Below are 16,449 nucleotides of genomic sequence, written 5' to 3'. Positions count from 1 at the left end.
CTGTTATTGATCACCGTACCAACGCTTTAATATATCGGCACTTCGTTTCATCTGTTCTTGCCACGTGCCAGTACCGACAACAGTCGGCTTGAGTAAAATAACCAACTCTTTTTTGCGCTGTGTATCTTGTTTGGTTTTGAATAAATTACCAAGAACAGGGATTGCACCTAAGTAAGGAACTCTCGACTCACCATTAGTCGTCATTGTTTGCATCAAGCCACCAATAACCACAATTTCGCCGCTTTTTGCTTTGATAACAGTATCCGACTCACGAATGTTACTTTGTGCAAGTGGTAAAATGTATTGTTCTTCATTCAGCGTAACGACTTTTTGTTGTTCATCAATTTCTGTTACTGAAGGATGAACGTGCAAAATCACTTCGCCTTGCTCGCTGATCTGAGGGGTCACATCTAACGCAATACCTGAGAAGAATGGCTCCAAATTAATTTCAGGCGTTGTCGAAGTGGCCGTTCCTGTTACCGTTGTATTAGAAACGTCTGTGACAAAGTATTCATCTTCACCAACTTTAATAACCGCTTTCTGGTTATTTGTTGCCGTTACTCGAGGCGACGACAGAACTTGAACGTTACCTTGAGTTTGAAGCAAGTTAACCACGCCACTAAAATCAGCATTGGCGAAACTCAAACTTGTTAAGCCACCCAATGTAGCGCTTAAGTCATTACCAAAAGTACCTGCCGACGTATTAAATGTGATATTCGTAGAGCCACTATTCGCTAGAACGTTGGTCCAGTTAATGCCTTGTTGGTAATCGTCGTTTAATGCTACTTCAACAATTTTGGCCTCTAAAATAACTTGGCGAGACAAGTTTTGTTCAGAGCGCTTGATAAAGTCTTTTACGGCTTGAATATCTGACGTTAAACCTCGAACTGTGATCAATCCAGACTGCGGACTTACGACTACTTTTGCATCTGATTCATCAGTAGAGCGCATGATCATTTTTAGAGTGTCTTCTAGTTCGGTCCAAAAGTCGCTTTCAGAACTCGTCTGAATGTTAGAACCATTACCTTGAGACATTCCCATCATGTTGTTTCCACCAAGACTACTGCCTTGATTTCCAAAACCGCCCTGCTGGAAGTTATTCCTATTGTTGCCGTTTCCTAACCCGCCTGACTGCTCATTTTGGTTAACGATACCACCTGAGTTGATATTGGTGCTCGTCATGCCAAAGCGCTTTAACATAAGGTAATTAATTGCAATTGTTTCTGTTTTGATGGTCGCAGGATAAACCTGAATGACCTTGCCTCTAAACTGAATGTCTAACGGGTACAGGCTAGATAATAAATCCACTACCTCTTGGATAGTAACGTCTTTAAGATCAAGGCTGATATTGGCATCAACATTTGGATGAAATGCCACGCTGTATGGTGAATCTGTTACTAGACCTTGTAAAAATGGCTTCACAGGTACATTGTTTGCTGACACATTAAAGCGATCTTCTAGTGCAGCAACATCAATTGAGCTAGAAGCGGGCATCATTAAATCGGCATTCACTGAATCCGGCACAACCAATTCTGAGCTTTGTTGTGGCTGAGCAGGCTCGTTAAAAACGCTGTGGACCTCTTCTGATTTATTGGGCGAAGAAGTTAAACTACAGCCAGCCAACAACGAGGTAACTAGGGCTGACAATGCGAATGGTTTGAGTTGGTTCAATTTATTTTTCATATACATACAATCTTTTTTGAGAGCCCGACTTAAGCAGAACCACATTATTATTATTTATTTTACTTACTTTAAACTCGCGAACACTATCGCCAACTTTTACTAATTCACCCGAAATAAACGCCATTTGAATACCACGTTTATTTACAACTCCCTGCAGAGATAACTCATCGGTTTGCTCCGACTCGGCGCTCTGCTCTACCGGCTCTAAGTTTACTTTTGGCAATGTAGGATCATGAATTTTATCGGCGTAAGCTGACGGTGCCATAAACATTGCCACGACTGCTACAGCACGAATAATTCTTTTGTACACGGATAACTTTCTACAATCGAATAACATTTTCATTATCACTTATCGTTACTAAAGATAAAGTCAGCGTCGCCTCGGGATGAGTACCAACCTCATAGTCTAGATCGTTTACGGTAAACTGTTTGTTATTCTCCAATACTCGTTTGACGAAACTCATCAAATCGAAATAACCGCCTTTTACTGCAAGGGTCATTTTATGGCGATATAACATAGGTAATTTAGTCTGACCTACCGGCTCTTGCTGAATTATCTCAGCCGATTCATCAGCCATGTTATTGTCTGTTTCGTCGGTGTTTCCCGCATCGTTTATTGCATTTGGGTCTAATTGGCTCGGTTTGTGAACAACCAAACTCGTTACCCTTAATCCCGGTGCAGTTTGTAACAACTGAGTTAACTTGCGAGCCATCTCCTCTGGAGCAACATATTGAGACATCGCCGCTTCTAGCTGCCCATCAGTGTCTTTTAATGCTGTTTTTAACTGACTAATTTGTGCTTTGATTTCTTTGTTTGGATCTTCTCGCAGTGCTGCTTGAATAATACTTATCTGTTGCTGAAGATCTGAAACCTGCTGATTTGCCGATACAATACGATTATTGAGGTTTTTTTGCTGTTTTAGTGATGGCTCAAGTAATAAGAAATACAGACCATATGTCACCAAAAACACACAAGTAAACGCAACGATGATTTTTTCTCTCTGAGTCAATGCAATAAACTTTTCGCTAAACTCTTGCCATTTACTCATCTGCACCTACCTCCACAGCGTTAATCGACGTTGCGGTTTTAAAGCCGACGACCTGCTCGTTGTGTTCATTGATTTCTAACACGCTAAACTCGCGCCCTTTAAACGACGACGTTGCTTGTAAATAGCTGAGCCAATTTGTCACTGCCTTTGATTGCAATGCATAACCTGCAAAGCTGGCATCGTTTTGGTTAAATCTAAAATGCGTTAACCAAATATCGTGGTCGTGATGTTCGGTAAGGTCCTTCATAACTTGATAGTAATCAACAGCATCCTGATCTGCCTGACTATCAACAATTTTAATCAGTGATTTTTTAGCTTCGATGATACGTTCTAGTTTATTTTTCTCACTTATAAATGACGCTTTATTACTGTGTTCGAGAAGTAACTTTTGATATTCCTGGAGCTCATTTTGAGTATTTTCGAGCTCGACTTGAGCCATATCGATTTTGTTATTAAGGCTTCGATTTTCTAAAAATAGTGACCCAAACCAGACCAACATAGAAACAAATAAAATTGACGTCACTAACGCAATATTGGTTAGGGTTAAGTAGTACTTCTTAGGTCTTAGCTCTTCAACGTAGAGGTTAATGCTAGTTTTCATTAACCACCTCCTGCTTTGAAGTCACTCTTGGCTCTAAATAGACCGCCGCACCAAGAGCCGCCATATATCGAATATCTAGGCCCGGTGGTACTTCTACATCGTCGATCGTAATTAGCTTAGTTCTCACCGGTAATACCTGATTTAATGCGGTGATCAGTGTCTCGGTATTATCACCAAGCATAGACAACAGTGCATTTTTGATAGGAGGCTGTTTAAGTTGACTCTCAAAGTAGTCTATTGAGCGCTGAATTTCGATAGCGATACTGTCACTCCCGCCCATTTCTAATTGCTCAGGTGTCATCTCAAGAATTACTGCTGAGTTTCTAATCTTGCGAGCAAAACAAATTTCTTGATTCTTTACGATGAGTAATACGGCATCCGCTTTTTTATTTTGTATAAAGACTAACTGAGCGGCATCTTCGGTCGTTTGCAGCTTTGCATACGCAAACTGCTCGGTAGTAATTGCGCCGATTTCCGCATTGGCCTCATGAAAAGGATTTATGATGGCTTCTAGATACCCTCTTGAGGTTGCAAGCACCTGTGTTTTCGCACCTTGGCCAGTAGGTTGCAAAGGCATATCGATGTAATCACACACCATATCCTGAGGTGGAATATTGATCAGTTCTTTCACCTTCCAAGGCAATGCTGTTTGAACATCCCCTTCGGGTAACTCTGAAGACTCTATTTGGGTACTTTGGATTCGGTTTGCCGGGATCACAATATTTGTTTTGGCAGCAGCAAGATCATGCTCACGGATGAGTCGCGCTAATACTTGCGGAAGTTGATCTTCAGCAGGCAATTCCACTTCTGTAAAAAAGTGACATTTATACCCTTTTTCCGCAGGGCTGAGTTTTACCAATTGGACTTTATCGGATAGGATAGCAATCCCCGCTTGAGCGCGATTATTTGTCTTTTGGAAAATCTTTAATAATGAAGCTGGCAGAGACGTTTTCATTCTTTATTTTTATTACTCCGTTCTGATCGTCTAATGTATCTCGATACAGCACTTAAATTCAACTGCAAAACCTTATGAATATTGCTTTTTTTGACAAAACAACCACAACACAAATAATAGCAGTTCAATACAAAACGGAAACAAATCAGCAAATTCCTTTGTTGATAAAACGCGATGACCTTATTGATCCATTCGTTTCAGGGAATAAATGGCGTAAGTTGAAATACAACTTTGTCGAGGCACATCGCCTTGGCTACAAGGGTATTGCTTCTTTTGGTGGTTCCTTTTCAAATCACATTTATGCGTTGGCCTGCGCAGGTGCCAAGACTAATACTCCGACAGTTGGTTTTATTCGAACCCACAAATTAGACTTAGCCAATCCAACCCTTAAAGCAGCAAAACAACTCGGCATGACACTAGTTCCGCTAACCCGCGCTGAATATAAGTTACGTCATGACCCGCAATTTATATCTAAGTTAAAAGAAGATTATCCCGATTACTTTTTTGTCCCCGAAGGAGGCAGTAACATCCAGAGTGAACCGGGCCTTAAAGAGTTAGCGGATGAATTGCATCAGTATCTCGATACATCGCAAAACCCGAACATCAAAATCGCCACTGCCGTTGGTTCTGGTGGCACTATAGAGGGCTTACTAAAAGCACTTCCGTCACAATCTTTTATCGGTGTTAACGTAGTCAATGATACAGACCTATTAAATAGGCTACACGACCAATATAACTCCCAACTTCGGCTTCATTCTGACGCATTATTTGGCGGTTATGGAAAGTTTGATAAGACTCTAGAAGCATTTTGTTTAGAGTTTTATCAACAAACTGGAGTTCTTATCGAGCCTGTCTATACAGGTAAACTATTCTACGCTCTTTGTTACCAACGAGAGAGGTTAGGTCTTAATCAAGAAGAGCCTGTCGTCGCTATCCATACAGGAGGGCTTCAAGGGTTACGAGGTATGCAGTACATGAACAGACTTACCGACACTCGTTGGCTTCCGTTAATTAATTCGCATGTACCCGGATAAACCAAGACGCTTTAACAAGTTGATTTGTTTCACTGTTTCTATACCTGCAGCAAATACCTGCTGCTTTTGCGCAGAGGCAACGCCATTGAGACTACGGATGAACATTTGGTTTTCTTTATGGGATAAAATATTACTACCAATACTCTTGTGTAGTAACAAACTGTCCACCGGGACATTGTTTAAGTATCCCAAATCCATTACATAAAACCCAACCTGCACAACCATCACCTTGCCACCATAGCGTTTAACAATGCTAAGTAGCTTCTTGATTGAATTGACATTATTAGTCAGCTCAAATTCAGAAACTTCAAAGATCATACGTTGAGTTAAGCCCACATGTTTTTTCAAAAAGCGAACCAACCATACATCAAAGTCACGGTTTAACCAGCTATCTATATGGATTCGAACACCAACTGGTACGGACTTTTGTTTAGCTAGCTCTTCAACAACCAACTCAAGGGACAACATATCCAGCTGAGGTATCAATCCGCACTTACGCGCCATAGGCATAAAGACACTACTGGAAATGACGGCATCAGCCTCTTTTAAAATAAGATTGGATTGGTAGGAGGCGATGTCACCATTAAGGCGCTTTATCGGCTCCATGGCCAGTGAAAAATTACCTTTTTCTAATGCGTTTTCTAGGGTAATTCGCCAACGTACTGACCCTTTAACGCCTGATATAGGTAACTTACCCGCTTCATACATAAACCAACTAGAAGGACCTTGTAATTGCGCTGCTCGCAATGCCAAATCCGCTTCTGCCATAATATGAAACGCCGATTCAGTATGGCTAAACTGTTTGACGCCTATGTAACATGAATGACTTGCTTGTACCCCTAAAGGTAGCTCAAATCTAGACGACTTTTCTATCAGTGCTTTAGCTACTTTCTCTATTTCTGCTTCATCAGAAAAAGGTAATAACAACGCAAATTCACTGTAGTTAATGCGTGCCACGACCGTCTGCTGCGTGTCATCCAAATATGGTTTTAACAGCGAGCTATAATCATTAACTAAACTGGCCGTCGCCTTTTTGCCCTGTCGCTCGCGAAGTTCGTCAAGAGAAGAAAAGTGAACCAGCAGTATTGCACCAAAAACTTGTTGTTCAGATTGGATTAAGGCTTCGAGTCGATTGTCCAAGTACAGACGGTTGCCCAACCCCGTCAGTTTATCCAAAAAGGCCTGGCTACGAATAAAATGGTCAATCTTCTGCCCACCTTTCTGAGCCAATATCCGCTGGCTATTTATTTCTCGAATCGTGTTAACTAAATGATAGTCTCTGGTTTTTATAAAAAACTTAAAGCGTTCGTCTCGGGAGTATCGCCCCGCCCACATTTCAAGTTGAAGTAGTATTTTCCAATGTGGAAATACCTTTCTGTAGGTCATACCAATGGCCGTAAGACAGATAAACGCCAGGGCAACATTCGCATATAAAAAATCGATGAAATGGCTTACCAATAGTGACTCATGGGATACAACTACGTTGTAACCATCGTGTCTAAATACTGTTTCGGTGAGATTCCAGCTATCGCTATAACGCTGACCTGCAATGTGTCGACCATTTTGATGGACAACTTCCCAACCCAAAATCGTTGGTGTTAGTCGTTCAATCACCATTGAATTTAAGTGACTGTGATTTGCAAGTGTAGGAGTTAAGTTATCGTATTTTAGCTCTTCTGTTGCACTGACATGGTGAGCTTCAAGCATTGTATGCATGTATACATGCTGAGCGTTTATCTGGGCTGCCCGTTCATCTGAGGTAACATAAAACATTAAGACATTAACGAACACAAATAGGCTGAGCATAATGTAACCTGCCGATCGCATTAGCCCCTGATACAAAACTCTGGTTAGTTGCATGTCCATACACTTATTGTTCTTATTATAATTTCACTTTACGTTGATGCATTAACAGATTCAATTGCAAAAACCTTCCCAGTGGTCTGACCTGGCAAGCTTCTGCTCATAATCAGAATATAAAAAAGCCCTTGTCACAAGGGCTATTTTAAATTCTCTCTAACGCAAAAAAGCCGAGGTTAGAATGGAATATCGTCGTCAAAGTCCATGCTCGGTGCAGGTGCTTGAGCCGGTGCTTGATTTTGCATACCTGAGTTTTGCATGCCTGAATTTTGCTGTGCTTGATATCCACCTTGAGGCTGTTGGCTCTGATAAGGTTGATTTGGTTGAGCCACTGCTTGTTGAGGAGCCTGTTGCGGAGCTTGATTCTGCATGCCTTGGTTAGGCTGTGCAAAACCACCAGGAGTGCTTGCTGGTTTCTGGAATTGGTTGTTATTTGATGCACCCATGTTATCAGAGCGACCACCTAACATTTGCATCTGACCACCAAAATCTACAACCACTTCTGTTGTGTACTTGTCTTGGCCTGTAGATTGATCCTGCCATTTACGCGTTTGCAATTTACCTTCAAAGTACACTTGTGAGCCTTTACGTAAGTACTCACCAGCTACCTCTGCAAGTTTTCCAAACACAACAACACGGTGCCATTCTGTTTTTTCTTGCATTTGGCCAGTATTTTTATCTTTCCAGCTTTCGTTAGTCGCAAGGCTAATATTTGCTACCGCGTTGCCATTTGGCATGTATCTGACTTCTGGATCAGAACCTAATGTTCCAATTAAAATTACTTTATTGACTCCACGAGCCATAATATTTCTCCTGCAAACTAATTAAATTTGGGTCACTATTTGATTAACACCATCACTGTCGTAACCGTGTTTGTCAACTTTTAAGTAAATTCGGTATTCGTCTTCTACGACTGTTGCTTCAACAACGCCATCACATTGACTGATCTGTTCGATTAAACGCTCTGTGTCAGTCTGAGTTTCTGGTTCGTAGGGAATAGAAACGCGCTTAGAGCTTTGTGGCAATACCATACCCGATGCGTATGCGATCCATAATAACGCAAGCGCCGCATTGCTAGCAAACAAATAACTAAAGCCGAAAGACTCTGCGATATAACCGCCTGAGATACCACCTAAAAAAGCACCTAAAAACTGGCTGCTAGAATAGACTCCCATTGCTGTCCCTTTTTGACCTGCAGGCGCAAGTCGAGATACATGCGCTGGTAAACTCGCCTCTAGGAAATTAAAACCGATAAAAAATATGAACAACATGACGACAATCGTCCAAAAATCTGTATTCATTGCCATTACAACACTGGCTAACACTAGCATTGAAATACCGATTTGAAAGAACAGTTTTTCTTGGCCTTTTTTGGCCGCAATGATGATCATTGGCACCATAAAGATGAACGACAACAAAAGAACAGGTAAATATATACTCCAGTGTTCAGAGATTCCCACGCCATTTTTGGTTAAAAGCAATGGGACTGCGATAAACATAGACGTCATCGTTAAGTGCAACACCAATACCCCAAAATCAAGTCTAAGTAATTGGTTGTCAAACAACATGGATACCACTTGTTTGGGGCTTGCTGTAACTTCACTCGATTTTGCTCGGGTATAAGAATTAGGAACTAGAGTCAAAACGATTAGAATGCCGACAACCGCCATCACCGCAGTAAACATAAAGACCCCACTCAAGCCATGACTCTCAGCAACCATCGGGCCTAGTACTAATGCAACAGAAAAACTCAGTCCAATGCACATACCAATAACCGCCATTACTTTTGGTCTTTGCTCTTCACGAGTAACATCCGCAGCAAGTGCCAAAACTGCACTTGCGATAGCACCCATACCTTGAATAGCACGGCCAATGGTCACCGTTACCACATCTTCTGCTAGCCCTGCGACCACACTACCTATAGCAAATATAATGAGTCCGACAACGATGATACGCTTACGGCCATATCGGTCTGATAACCAACCCATAGGGATTTGAAACATAGCTTGAGTTAAACCGTAAGCACCAATGGCTAAACCAATCCACAATGGGGAAACGCCTTCTAGGTCCTGACCGTAAATTGCCATAATTGGCATTAGCATAAACAGGCCCAGCATGCGGATCGCAAATACCGACGCAAGTGATACGGCAGTGCGTTTTTCAAGGGAATTAAGTTTGTCTGACTGCATGAACTCTCTAGGGAATTGAACCAAATAAATGAACCGACCATTATACCGTGATAAAGGTCAGTTCTTAAAGTGCCGACGACCGCTTTGGTCCATTTTATTTAAAACGGTAGGAGTAAACTCTGCTTATCCGTTAATTCGAGCCTGAAGTGACATTGCTTTTTCTCTTAAATCATCATTAGGATTCGAATTAAGAATCGCATCGAGTTCTATTTTGGCTTCAACCAAACGGTCTAGTTCTGTCAGTACAAACGCCAAATGGTATCTAATTTCAAGGTTACTTGAGTCCATCGCAAAAGCATTTCTCAATAGTTGCAATGATTGCCCGTAATCTCCGTTCATTGCATGTGCCCAAGCGAGCGTATCGATGATGTTTGCGTTATTAGGTTGTAACTCACTTGCAGTTTTTGCGGTCTCTAAACCTAGCTTAGGTGAATAATCTAGTTGTAATATAGCTAAATTATTATAGATCAGTGCGTTACCATTAAAACTGGGAAGCAAGATTAGGTCGGAATAATATTTATCCGCTTTTTTAGATTCGCCTGCACTAAAGTAAAGATCGGCTAAGATTTGTTTAACCCATAACTTTTGAGGATCACGATCTAACTTTGACTCTAAAAGTTTGATGGTTTTTGCATAGTCATGACCCAACTTTGCCAAATCAACTAACTTCAAGACTACTAAGTCAAAATCGCTGTCTGCTTCGATGGCTCGCCAATACTGCTTACTTGCATTAGTCAGTTGCTGTTGGGCTAAATATACGTCACCAAGTACATGATAAGCGTTCGCGTTACCATTGGACTCTTTAATCAAATTAGAAGCTAAGATTTGAGCTTTATCTAATTCCCCTTTTGACAATAAGAAACGAACATATTCCGTTTTGACTAGAATATTATCCGGTATCAATCGACTTAGCTTTTGATGAGTCAACTCCGCGCCTTCATAATCAGCGATTTTTCGTTGCCATGACGCAACGTTGTATAATAAACGCCCATCATCTTCCGCTAATCCGTATAAGATACCGAGCTGTTTTTTGGCCTCATCTAATCTATTTAACCTTACTAATGTTTCAACTTTCATAAACATGAACTGTCGATTGTATAGGCTATTATTATTTAATATTTCAACAACCTTTAACGCCCCATCAAAATTATTGAGCTCGTTATACAAGCCAAATAATAACAAAGCACTGCTATCTGTGAGCTTCGCTTTCTCGATAGATTCTAATACTGATATAGCCTCTCGTTTTTTGCCCAATTCACTTAAGGTTTGTGCGTGTATTAATTTAACTGACACATTCTCTGGCTTCTCTGCCACCAAAGACTCGATAATTTGTATTGCGTCCGTTAACTTTTGCTGCATCCTTAAGGCAGTCGCAAGATTGAACCTAACTTCAAAAGCATTAGGATTTTGTTCCAATGATTTGCGAAGCAAAACCTCCGCTTCAGCTGGGCTTTGACGTTTTATCTTTACTGCCCCTGCGAAACCATGTACTTCTGCACTAGGGTCAGGATTTTCCAATAACGATTTACTTATATCTTCTGCACGTTCCAAATTTCCATTTTCAAGAAATATGATACCGTTGGCTAATTGATATGCTTGGGTGCGTTTGGACTCATCAGGAAGACTATCCAAAACCTCTTTTGCATCTCGTACACGGCCTCTTTTTGATAGAAGAGACGCTTGTTGAAGGGCAATACTCGGGTCCTGAGGAAATTCTGAATATAACTGGTCAAGTAATCTTGAAAACTCATACGTTGTTGAGTTTTCTTTATACAAATTAAGTAGTTTAAAACCAAGCGGCTTATTTTTTATAACCAGAGAATAGTGGTTTTCAAGTAGGTCAATAGACTCTCTAAACTCCCCTTTTTGGATATAAACCTCTGATAAAAAATGTATCGCTTGAACATCATTTGGAGTTAATTCTAAATATTTTAACAATTCCTTTTGCGCAGCTTCCCAGTTTTGTTGGTTAATTAAAGAAATTGCATTGATTAATATCAGACTTGGGTCGTTGATAAAGCTCTCTTCATCATACAAAGATAAAGACGTTACAACATCTTCTAACAACTGCTTTGATAACTCTTCTTTTTCGTTCATCGACAACAACCAGCTCATCAACACCTTCATTCGAGGGTCGTTGGGGGTTTGTTCAATTATTTCTTCCGCGAGGGTCAACGCATCTGCATACATTCCATTTTTAATTAAAGCACCAACTAATGAGCGGTTTATAAATGGGTCTGAGTTGTCGATGGTGACGGCTTTTTGAAACGCCTCTAATTCAGCTTTTTTATCACCAAGCTGACCCTGCAATTGTCCAAATAGATGAATTGTTCTTGGCTCATTCGGCGATATTTTTAATGAATCATTTATTAAACCATTCGCCTCATCTAAACGCTTTTGCTGAATGTACATGCTAGCTAACGCATTCATTGCTCTAGTATTTTTAGGCAATAATTGGATCGCTTTTTTAAATTCATCAACTGCGAGCTGAGTAAGTGATAATTGGTTATAGGCATTACCTTTTGCTAATAGTAATTCAAACCTAAGTGCATCTGTTTTCAAGAGGGAGTAGTTGATGTCTATAACGTCTTGATACTTTCCCAAAAACAGCAATACCGACGTATATTCTTCTAAGATAAGATTAATGTCGGCTTTTTGATTTAGAGCTTCTTGAAAAATATTAAAAGCTGGTGTGAATTCACCATTTTCCGTCAATATTTTACCCAACAGGACTTTTGCAGGAAGATTGCGAGGATCATCTTTAAGAGTGTTTTTTAAATGTATAAAACTTTCTTGCAAATCGCCTTGATAGTATGCCTGTAGCGCTTTTTCGTAGTCACTATCTATTGCTAAAACGTGTACAGGGATAATTGCTCCCAAGAGTAAAATTAACTTAATTTTGATGTCTACCTGACTAAACAATCGATCCCACATAAAAACCCTAAGCATTTTAACTACTACAAAAATAAAAAAGATGGCAACTAGCCATCTTTCTTAACATAAATCATATTATAACGTAAATTAAGCGCGAAATTTACGTCTTCCAATCAACATAAGGCCCATAGCAAACAGAGCAAAAATGCTCGGCTCACTGACCGCAGTAACCATTTTAGAGCCACCAACTCCCATTAGCTTGAAAGCATCATAGTTATCACCACCTTCATTGTAGAATCCTACAAGCCACATTGATGACGCTCGTTGAGAGGGGTTATTTATTGAATAGTATTGAGTAGTGTCAATATAATCCGAAATGCTCAGCATTTGAGTGCTATCAAATATATCGGACCAAGATTTATTTCCAGATTTCATATCTGCAACTTGACTTTGGTTTACCTCGATAGCACCAATGTTTAGAGCTCCATCACTGCCAAGATCCTGCCAAGAGACCTGTAACCCTTTAAGCACTACACTAGATGTGAAGCTAAGTAATACCATGTCTTGATCAGCCCAGTAGGAGTTGTTCGATGTCCCATTGTCAATTGCATGGTCACCTGAGGTGTTTACATTTTCGTCAGAATTTACAACCCCAACTTTTTTGCTAGATCCCCAATGATAGATATGAGCCTGACCCACTGTTTGATCGTAGGCCTCTTTGTTCGACTGAATATTAGTAGGGTCGTTAGCTGGATTGTGATCTGACCATCCAGTGATATTCAAACCAATATTTGCAAAAGGTTGGCCGACAACTTCATCGCTATTGTTAATAGTTAGGTCGTTGAAACCATTATTGACACCGTCCACGCCGTTCTGGGTAGACCACCAATACGTTGTACTAGTTGAGCCACTCGCCGTCGCCGCCATTGGCAATAGCGCCACAAGCGCTACTAAAAACTTTTTCATTTCCAAAACCTCTTCTACTTCAATCCAATTTTGAAATAGGTAAACGTTTAATCTTATAACTCTCTACTAGCAAAAGGTGAGCCAAACACAAAGCCCTTTCATTTCAATAATTTAAAACATGGAAATAGAAGCGTTGTAAAAAATTCAGACACCCTTTTCACAGCTTTTACCAAAATAAACATCGCCAATTTGCTCAGTTGCTAAATTTTAACCAACTGGCAAATTTATGCAATCACTATCACGTAAAACAAAAAGATTAATAGGTTAATCTTATCCTGTACTTGAAGCATATAACCTAAGCTAAACTCTACTCTTAAGTTTGATTGTCACATCCTTGCTATTTTATTTACCTGGCAGGGTTAAAAATGTAATACTGTCTGATCTATTAACTCGGTAAAAAGTGAATATGGATAAAATTGAAGTTCGCGGCGCCCGCACCCACAATCTAAAAAATATCGACCTCGAAATTCCTCGCGATAAGCTCATTGTTATTACCGGCCTATCGGGTTCTGGAAAGTCATCTTTAGCGTTCGACACTTTATATGCCGAAGGCCAACGTCGATATGTAGAATCGCTTTCCGCATACGCACGTCAATTTTTATCATTAATGGAAAAACCAGATGTCGATCACATCGAAGGACTGTCGCCTGCTATTTCCATTGAACAAAAATCTACATCTCACAACCCTCGTTCAACCGTGGGAACTATTACCGAAATATACGATTACCTACGCCTCTTGTATGCACGAGTCGGCACACCTACCTGTCCTACTCACGGCGAGCCGTTAGAGGCACAGACAGTGTCACAAATGGTCGACCGAATTTTAGAGCTACCTGAAAGCTCTAAAATTATGATCTTAGCGCCAGTCGTAAAAGACCGTAAAGGCGAGCACGTCAAAACGCTAGAAAACCTAGCAGCTCAAGGTTATATCCGTGCTCGAATTGATGGCGAAGTCTGTGATTTATCGGATCCACCGGAGCTAGAGCTTCACAAAAAGCACACCATTGAAGTAGTTGTTGACCGATTAAAAGTGCGAACTGACATACAACAGCGATTGGCCGAATCCATTGAAACGTCTCTGGAATTAAGTGGGGGCATAGTTCGCGTTAGCTTTATGGATGGCGATGAAGAAGAGCTCACGTTCAGTGCTAACTTTGCCTGCCCGGTCTGCGGTTACTCGATGCAAGAGCTTGAACCTCGACTTTTTTCATTCAACAACCCGGCGGGGGCTTGCAGTAGCTGTGATGGACTGGGTGTAAAACAATATTTTGATTCTGACAAAGTTATTGTCAATGGCGAGCTGAGTTTATCAGGCGGAGCTATTCGCGGCTGGGATAAGCGTAACTTTTATTATTTCCAAATGCTCAAATCATTGGCTGACCACTTCGATATTGACTTATCACTGCCATTTGAAGAATTACCAGAAGAGCATCGACACGTAATCCTCAATGGTAGCGGTAAACAAACTATCGAGTTTAAATACATGAATGACCGTGGTGATGTTGTTGTTCGCAACCATCCGTTTGAGGGTATTTTACCCAATATGGAGCGTCGCTACCGCGAAACCGAATCGAATACGGTCCGTGAAGAGCTGACCAAATATATCAGTACTCAGCCTTGCCCGAGCTGTAAAGGCAGTCGTTTACGCGAAGAAGCTCGACATGTATTTGTGACTAATACCAATCTCCCTACCATAACTCAGATGTCAATTGGTGAAGCCAGCCAGTTTTTTGAAGACTTGTCGCTAACAGGTCAAAAAGCCCAAATTGCAGAAAAGATCCTCAAAGAAATTAGAGAGCGCTTAGGCTTTTTGGTTAATGTAGGTCTAACTTATTTATCGCTGTCTCGAAGCGCAGAAACCTTATCCGGTGGTGAAGCACAACGAATCCGACTAGCGAGTCAGATTGGTGCAGGTCTCGTTGGCGTAATGTACGTGCTAGATGAACCATCAATCGGCCTCCACCAGCGAGATAATGACCGATTACTAAAAACCCTAACTCACTTGCGTGATCTGGGTAATACAGTGATTGTAGTCGAACACGATGAAGACGCTATCAGAGAAGCAGATCACGTTATTGATATCGGTCCTGGAGCGGGTGTTCACGGTGGACAAGTGATAGCACAAGGCACACCAGATGAAGTAAAAAACAATCCGAATTCAGTAACAGGCCAGTATCTATCAGGTGTCAGAAAAATTGAAGTGCCGAAACAACGCGTCCCAGTTAACAAAGAGAAATGGTTGTCTCTAAAAGGCGCAACCGGAAACAATCTACAAGACGTCTCCATAGATATTCCCGTTGGGTTGATGACCTGTATCACTGGTGTTTCTGGGTCAGGTAAATCGACACTCATTAACGGAACGTTATTCCCAATCACTCACCGTGAATTGAACAAGGCGACCACTGCTGCACCTGCGCCATACAAAGAGATTACAGGTCTTGAACACTTAGATAAAGTGATCGACATCGACCAAAGCCCAATAGGTCGCACGCCACGGTCAAACCCTGCAACCTATACAGGTATCTTCACTAATATTCGAGAGCTGTTTTGTGGTACACAAGAGGCACGTGCTCGAGGGTATAAAGCCGGTCGTTTCAGCTTTAACGTAAAAGGCGGTCGATGCGAAGCTTGTCAGGGCGACGGTGTAATAAAAGTAGAAATGCACTTCTTACCTGACGTTTATGTACCATGTGATGTATGTGCAGGAAAACGTTATAACCGCGAGACGTTGGAAGTTACTTACAAAGGTAAAAACATCCATCAAGTTTTGGATATGACAGTCGAAGATGCTCGAGAGTTTTTTGATGCGATTCCGGCCATTGCACGTAAATTACAAACACTCATGGATGTGGGCCTAAGCTACATTCGTTTAGGTCAATCAGCTACCACTCTTTCTGGTGGTGAGGCGCAACGAGTTAAGTTAGCCAAAGAGCTATCAAAAAGAGATACGGGTAAGACCCTTTATATCCTTGATGAACCAACAACAGGTCTGCACTTCCACGATATAGAGCAACTCTTAGCGGTTCTTCATCGTCTGCGAGATCACGGAAACACTCTAGTTATTATTGAGCACAATTTAGACGTAATTAAAACGGCTGACTATATCGTAGATTTGGGCCCAGAAGGTGGTTCTGGCGGTGGCACGATTGTAGCAGCAGGAACCCCAGAAGAAGTATGTGATGTCAAAGCGTCTTTTACCGCTAAATACTTAAAACCAATGATATCTTAATTGTATCTC

Annotated in this window: 12 protein-coding genes; 2 read left to right on the top strand and 10 right to left on the bottom strand. The window is 41.1% G+C overall.

The window, feature by feature from the left end; genetic code table 11:
- Nucleotides 1-3: 3 nt before the first annotated feature.
- The 5 genes from mshL to J1N51_RS10540 are packed head-to-tail and all read right to left on the bottom strand — an operon-like array spanning nucleotide 4 to nucleotide 4,288.
- Complete coding sequence (gene mshL, locus J1N51_RS10560) at nucleotides 4-1,683, bottom strand: pilus (MSHA type) biogenesis protein MshL (protein WP_208831135.1); 1,680 nt, start codon at nucleotides 1,681-1,683, stop codon at nucleotides 4-6.
- Nucleotides 1,673-1,948, bottom strand: a complete 276-nt coding sequence (locus J1N51_RS10555; protein ID WP_208831133.1) for a hypothetical protein — start codon at nucleotides 1,946-1,948, stop codon at nucleotides 1,673-1,675. Before J1N51_RS10555 ends, mshL begins: the two co-directional genes overlap by 11 nt.
- Nucleotides 1,949-2,003: 55 nt before the next feature.
- Nucleotides 2,004-2,732, bottom strand: coding sequence for a type II secretion system protein GspM (gene gspM, locus J1N51_RS10550; RefSeq protein WP_208831131.1), 729 nt, complete (start codon nucleotides 2,730-2,732; stop codon nucleotides 2,004-2,006).
- Nucleotides 2,725-3,333 (bottom strand): PilN domain-containing protein, encoded by a 609-nt coding sequence (locus J1N51_RS10545; protein ID WP_208831128.1) that lies wholly within the window; start codon nucleotides 3,331-3,333, stop codon nucleotides 2,725-2,727. The genes gspM and J1N51_RS10545 overlap by 8 nt, the downstream gene beginning before the upstream one ends.
- Nucleotides 3,323-4,288: a type IV pilus biogenesis protein PilM gene (locus tag J1N51_RS10540; protein ID WP_208831126.1), complete on the bottom strand. Its 966-nt coding sequence runs from the start codon at nucleotides 4,286-4,288 to the stop codon at nucleotides 3,323-3,325. Before J1N51_RS10540 ends, J1N51_RS10545 begins: the two co-directional genes overlap by 11 nt.
- A gap of 74 nt (nucleotides 4,289-4,362) precedes the next feature.
- On the opposite strand from J1N51_RS10540, the gene J1N51_RS10535 reads away from it, so the two are divergent.
- Nucleotides 4,363-5,322, top strand: coding sequence for a 1-aminocyclopropane-1-carboxylate deaminase/D-cysteine desulfhydrase (locus J1N51_RS10535; protein WP_208831124.1), 960 nt, complete (start codon nucleotides 4,363-4,365; stop codon nucleotides 5,320-5,322).
- On the opposite strand, the gene J1N51_RS10530 is transcribed toward J1N51_RS10535, so the two are convergent.
- The 5 genes from J1N51_RS10530 to J1N51_RS10510 all read right to left on the bottom strand — a co-directional run bounded on the left by J1N51_RS10530 (nucleotide 5,296) and on the right by J1N51_RS10510 (nucleotide 13,211).
- Nucleotides 5,296-7,182, bottom strand: coding sequence for an EAL domain-containing protein (locus J1N51_RS10530; RefSeq protein ID WP_208831122.1), 1,887 nt, complete (start codon nucleotides 7,180-7,182; stop codon nucleotides 5,296-5,298). The genes J1N51_RS10535 and J1N51_RS10530 overlap by 27 nt on opposite strands.
- A 176-nt stretch (nucleotides 7,183-7,358) precedes the next feature.
- On the bottom strand, nucleotides 7,359-7,985 hold the full coding sequence (ssb, locus tag J1N51_RS10525) for a single-stranded DNA-binding protein (RefSeq protein ID WP_408635835.1): 627 nt from the start codon (nucleotides 7,983-7,985) through the stop codon (nucleotides 7,359-7,361).
- A 21-nt stretch (nucleotides 7,986-8,006) separates the two neighbouring features.
- Complete coding sequence (locus J1N51_RS10520) at nucleotides 8,007-9,371, bottom strand: MFS transporter (protein ID WP_208831120.1); 1,365 nt, start codon at nucleotides 9,369-9,371, stop codon at nucleotides 8,007-8,009.
- Nucleotides 9,372-9,494: 123 nt separating this feature from the next.
- Nucleotides 9,495-12,305, bottom strand: coding sequence for an XrtA/PEP-CTERM system TPR-repeat protein PrsT (gene prsT / locus J1N51_RS10515; RefSeq protein WP_208831118.1), 2,811 nt, complete (start codon nucleotides 12,303-12,305; stop codon nucleotides 9,495-9,497).
- A gap of 87 nt (nucleotides 12,306-12,392) precedes the next feature.
- Nucleotides 12,393-13,211: a hypothetical protein gene (locus J1N51_RS10510; RefSeq protein WP_208831116.1), complete on the bottom strand. Its 819-nt coding sequence runs from the start codon at nucleotides 13,209-13,211 to the stop codon at nucleotides 12,393-12,395.
- Nucleotides 13,212-13,617: 406 nt separating this feature from the next.
- On the opposite strand from J1N51_RS10510, the gene uvrA reads away from it, so the two are divergent.
- Nucleotides 13,618-16,440 (top strand): excinuclease ABC subunit UvrA, encoded by a 2,823-nt coding sequence (gene uvrA / locus J1N51_RS10505; RefSeq protein ID WP_208831114.1) that lies wholly within the window; start codon nucleotides 13,618-13,620, stop codon nucleotides 16,438-16,440.
- Nucleotides 16,441-16,449 lie beyond the last annotated feature (9 nt).

It is taken from the genome of Psychrosphaera ytuae (assembly GCF_017638545.1).
Taxonomy (GTDB): domain Bacteria; phylum Pseudomonadota; class Gammaproteobacteria; order Enterobacterales; family Alteromonadaceae; genus Psychrosphaera; species Psychrosphaera ytuae.
This window is presented reverse-complemented; position numbering and strand designations above follow the sequence as displayed.

Bases quoted from the DNA above. Each gene is read 5' to 3' on its own strand.
- mshL (WP_208831135.1), bottom strand. From the start codon at position 1,683: ATGAAAAATAAATTGAACCAACTCAAACCATTCGCATTGTCAGCCCTA.
- J1N51_RS10555 (WP_208831133.1), bottom strand. From the start codon at position 1,948: ATGGCACCGTCAGCTTACGCCGATAAAATTCATGATCCTACATTGCCA.
- gspM (WP_208831131.1), bottom strand. From the start codon at position 2,732: ATGAGTAAATGGCAAGAGTTTAGCGAAAAGTTTATTGCATTGACTCAG.
- J1N51_RS10545 (WP_208831128.1), bottom strand. From the start codon at position 3,333: ATGAAAACTAGCATTAACCTCTACGTTGAAGAGCTAAGACCTAAGAAG.
- J1N51_RS10540 (WP_208831126.1), bottom strand. From the start codon at position 4,288: ATGAAAACGTCTCTGCCAGCTTCATTATTAAAGATTTTCCAAAAGACA.
- J1N51_RS10535 (WP_208831124.1), top strand. From the start codon at position 4,363: ATGAATATTGCTTTTTTTGACAAAACAACCACAACACAAATAATAGCA.
- J1N51_RS10530 (WP_208831122.1), bottom strand. From the start codon at position 7,182: ATGCAACTAACCAGAGTTTTGTATCAGGGGCTAATGCGATCGGCAGGT.
- ssb (WP_408635835.1), bottom strand. From the start codon at position 7,985: ATGGCTCGTGGAGTCAATAAAGTAATTTTAATTGGAACATTAGGTTCT.
- J1N51_RS10520 (WP_208831120.1), bottom strand. From the start codon at position 9,371: ATGCAGTCAGACAAACTTAATTCCCTTGAAAAACGCACTGCCGTATCA.
- prsT (WP_208831118.1), bottom strand. From the start codon at position 12,305: ATGTGGGATCGATTGTTTAGTCAGGTAGACATCAAAATTAAGTTAATT.
- J1N51_RS10510 (WP_208831116.1), bottom strand. From the start codon at position 13,211: ATGAAAAAGTTTTTAGTAGCGCTTGTGGCGCTATTGCCAATGGCGGCG.
- uvrA (WP_208831114.1), top strand. From the start codon at position 13,618: ATGGATAAAATTGAAGTTCGCGGCGCCCGCACCCACAATCTAAAAAAT.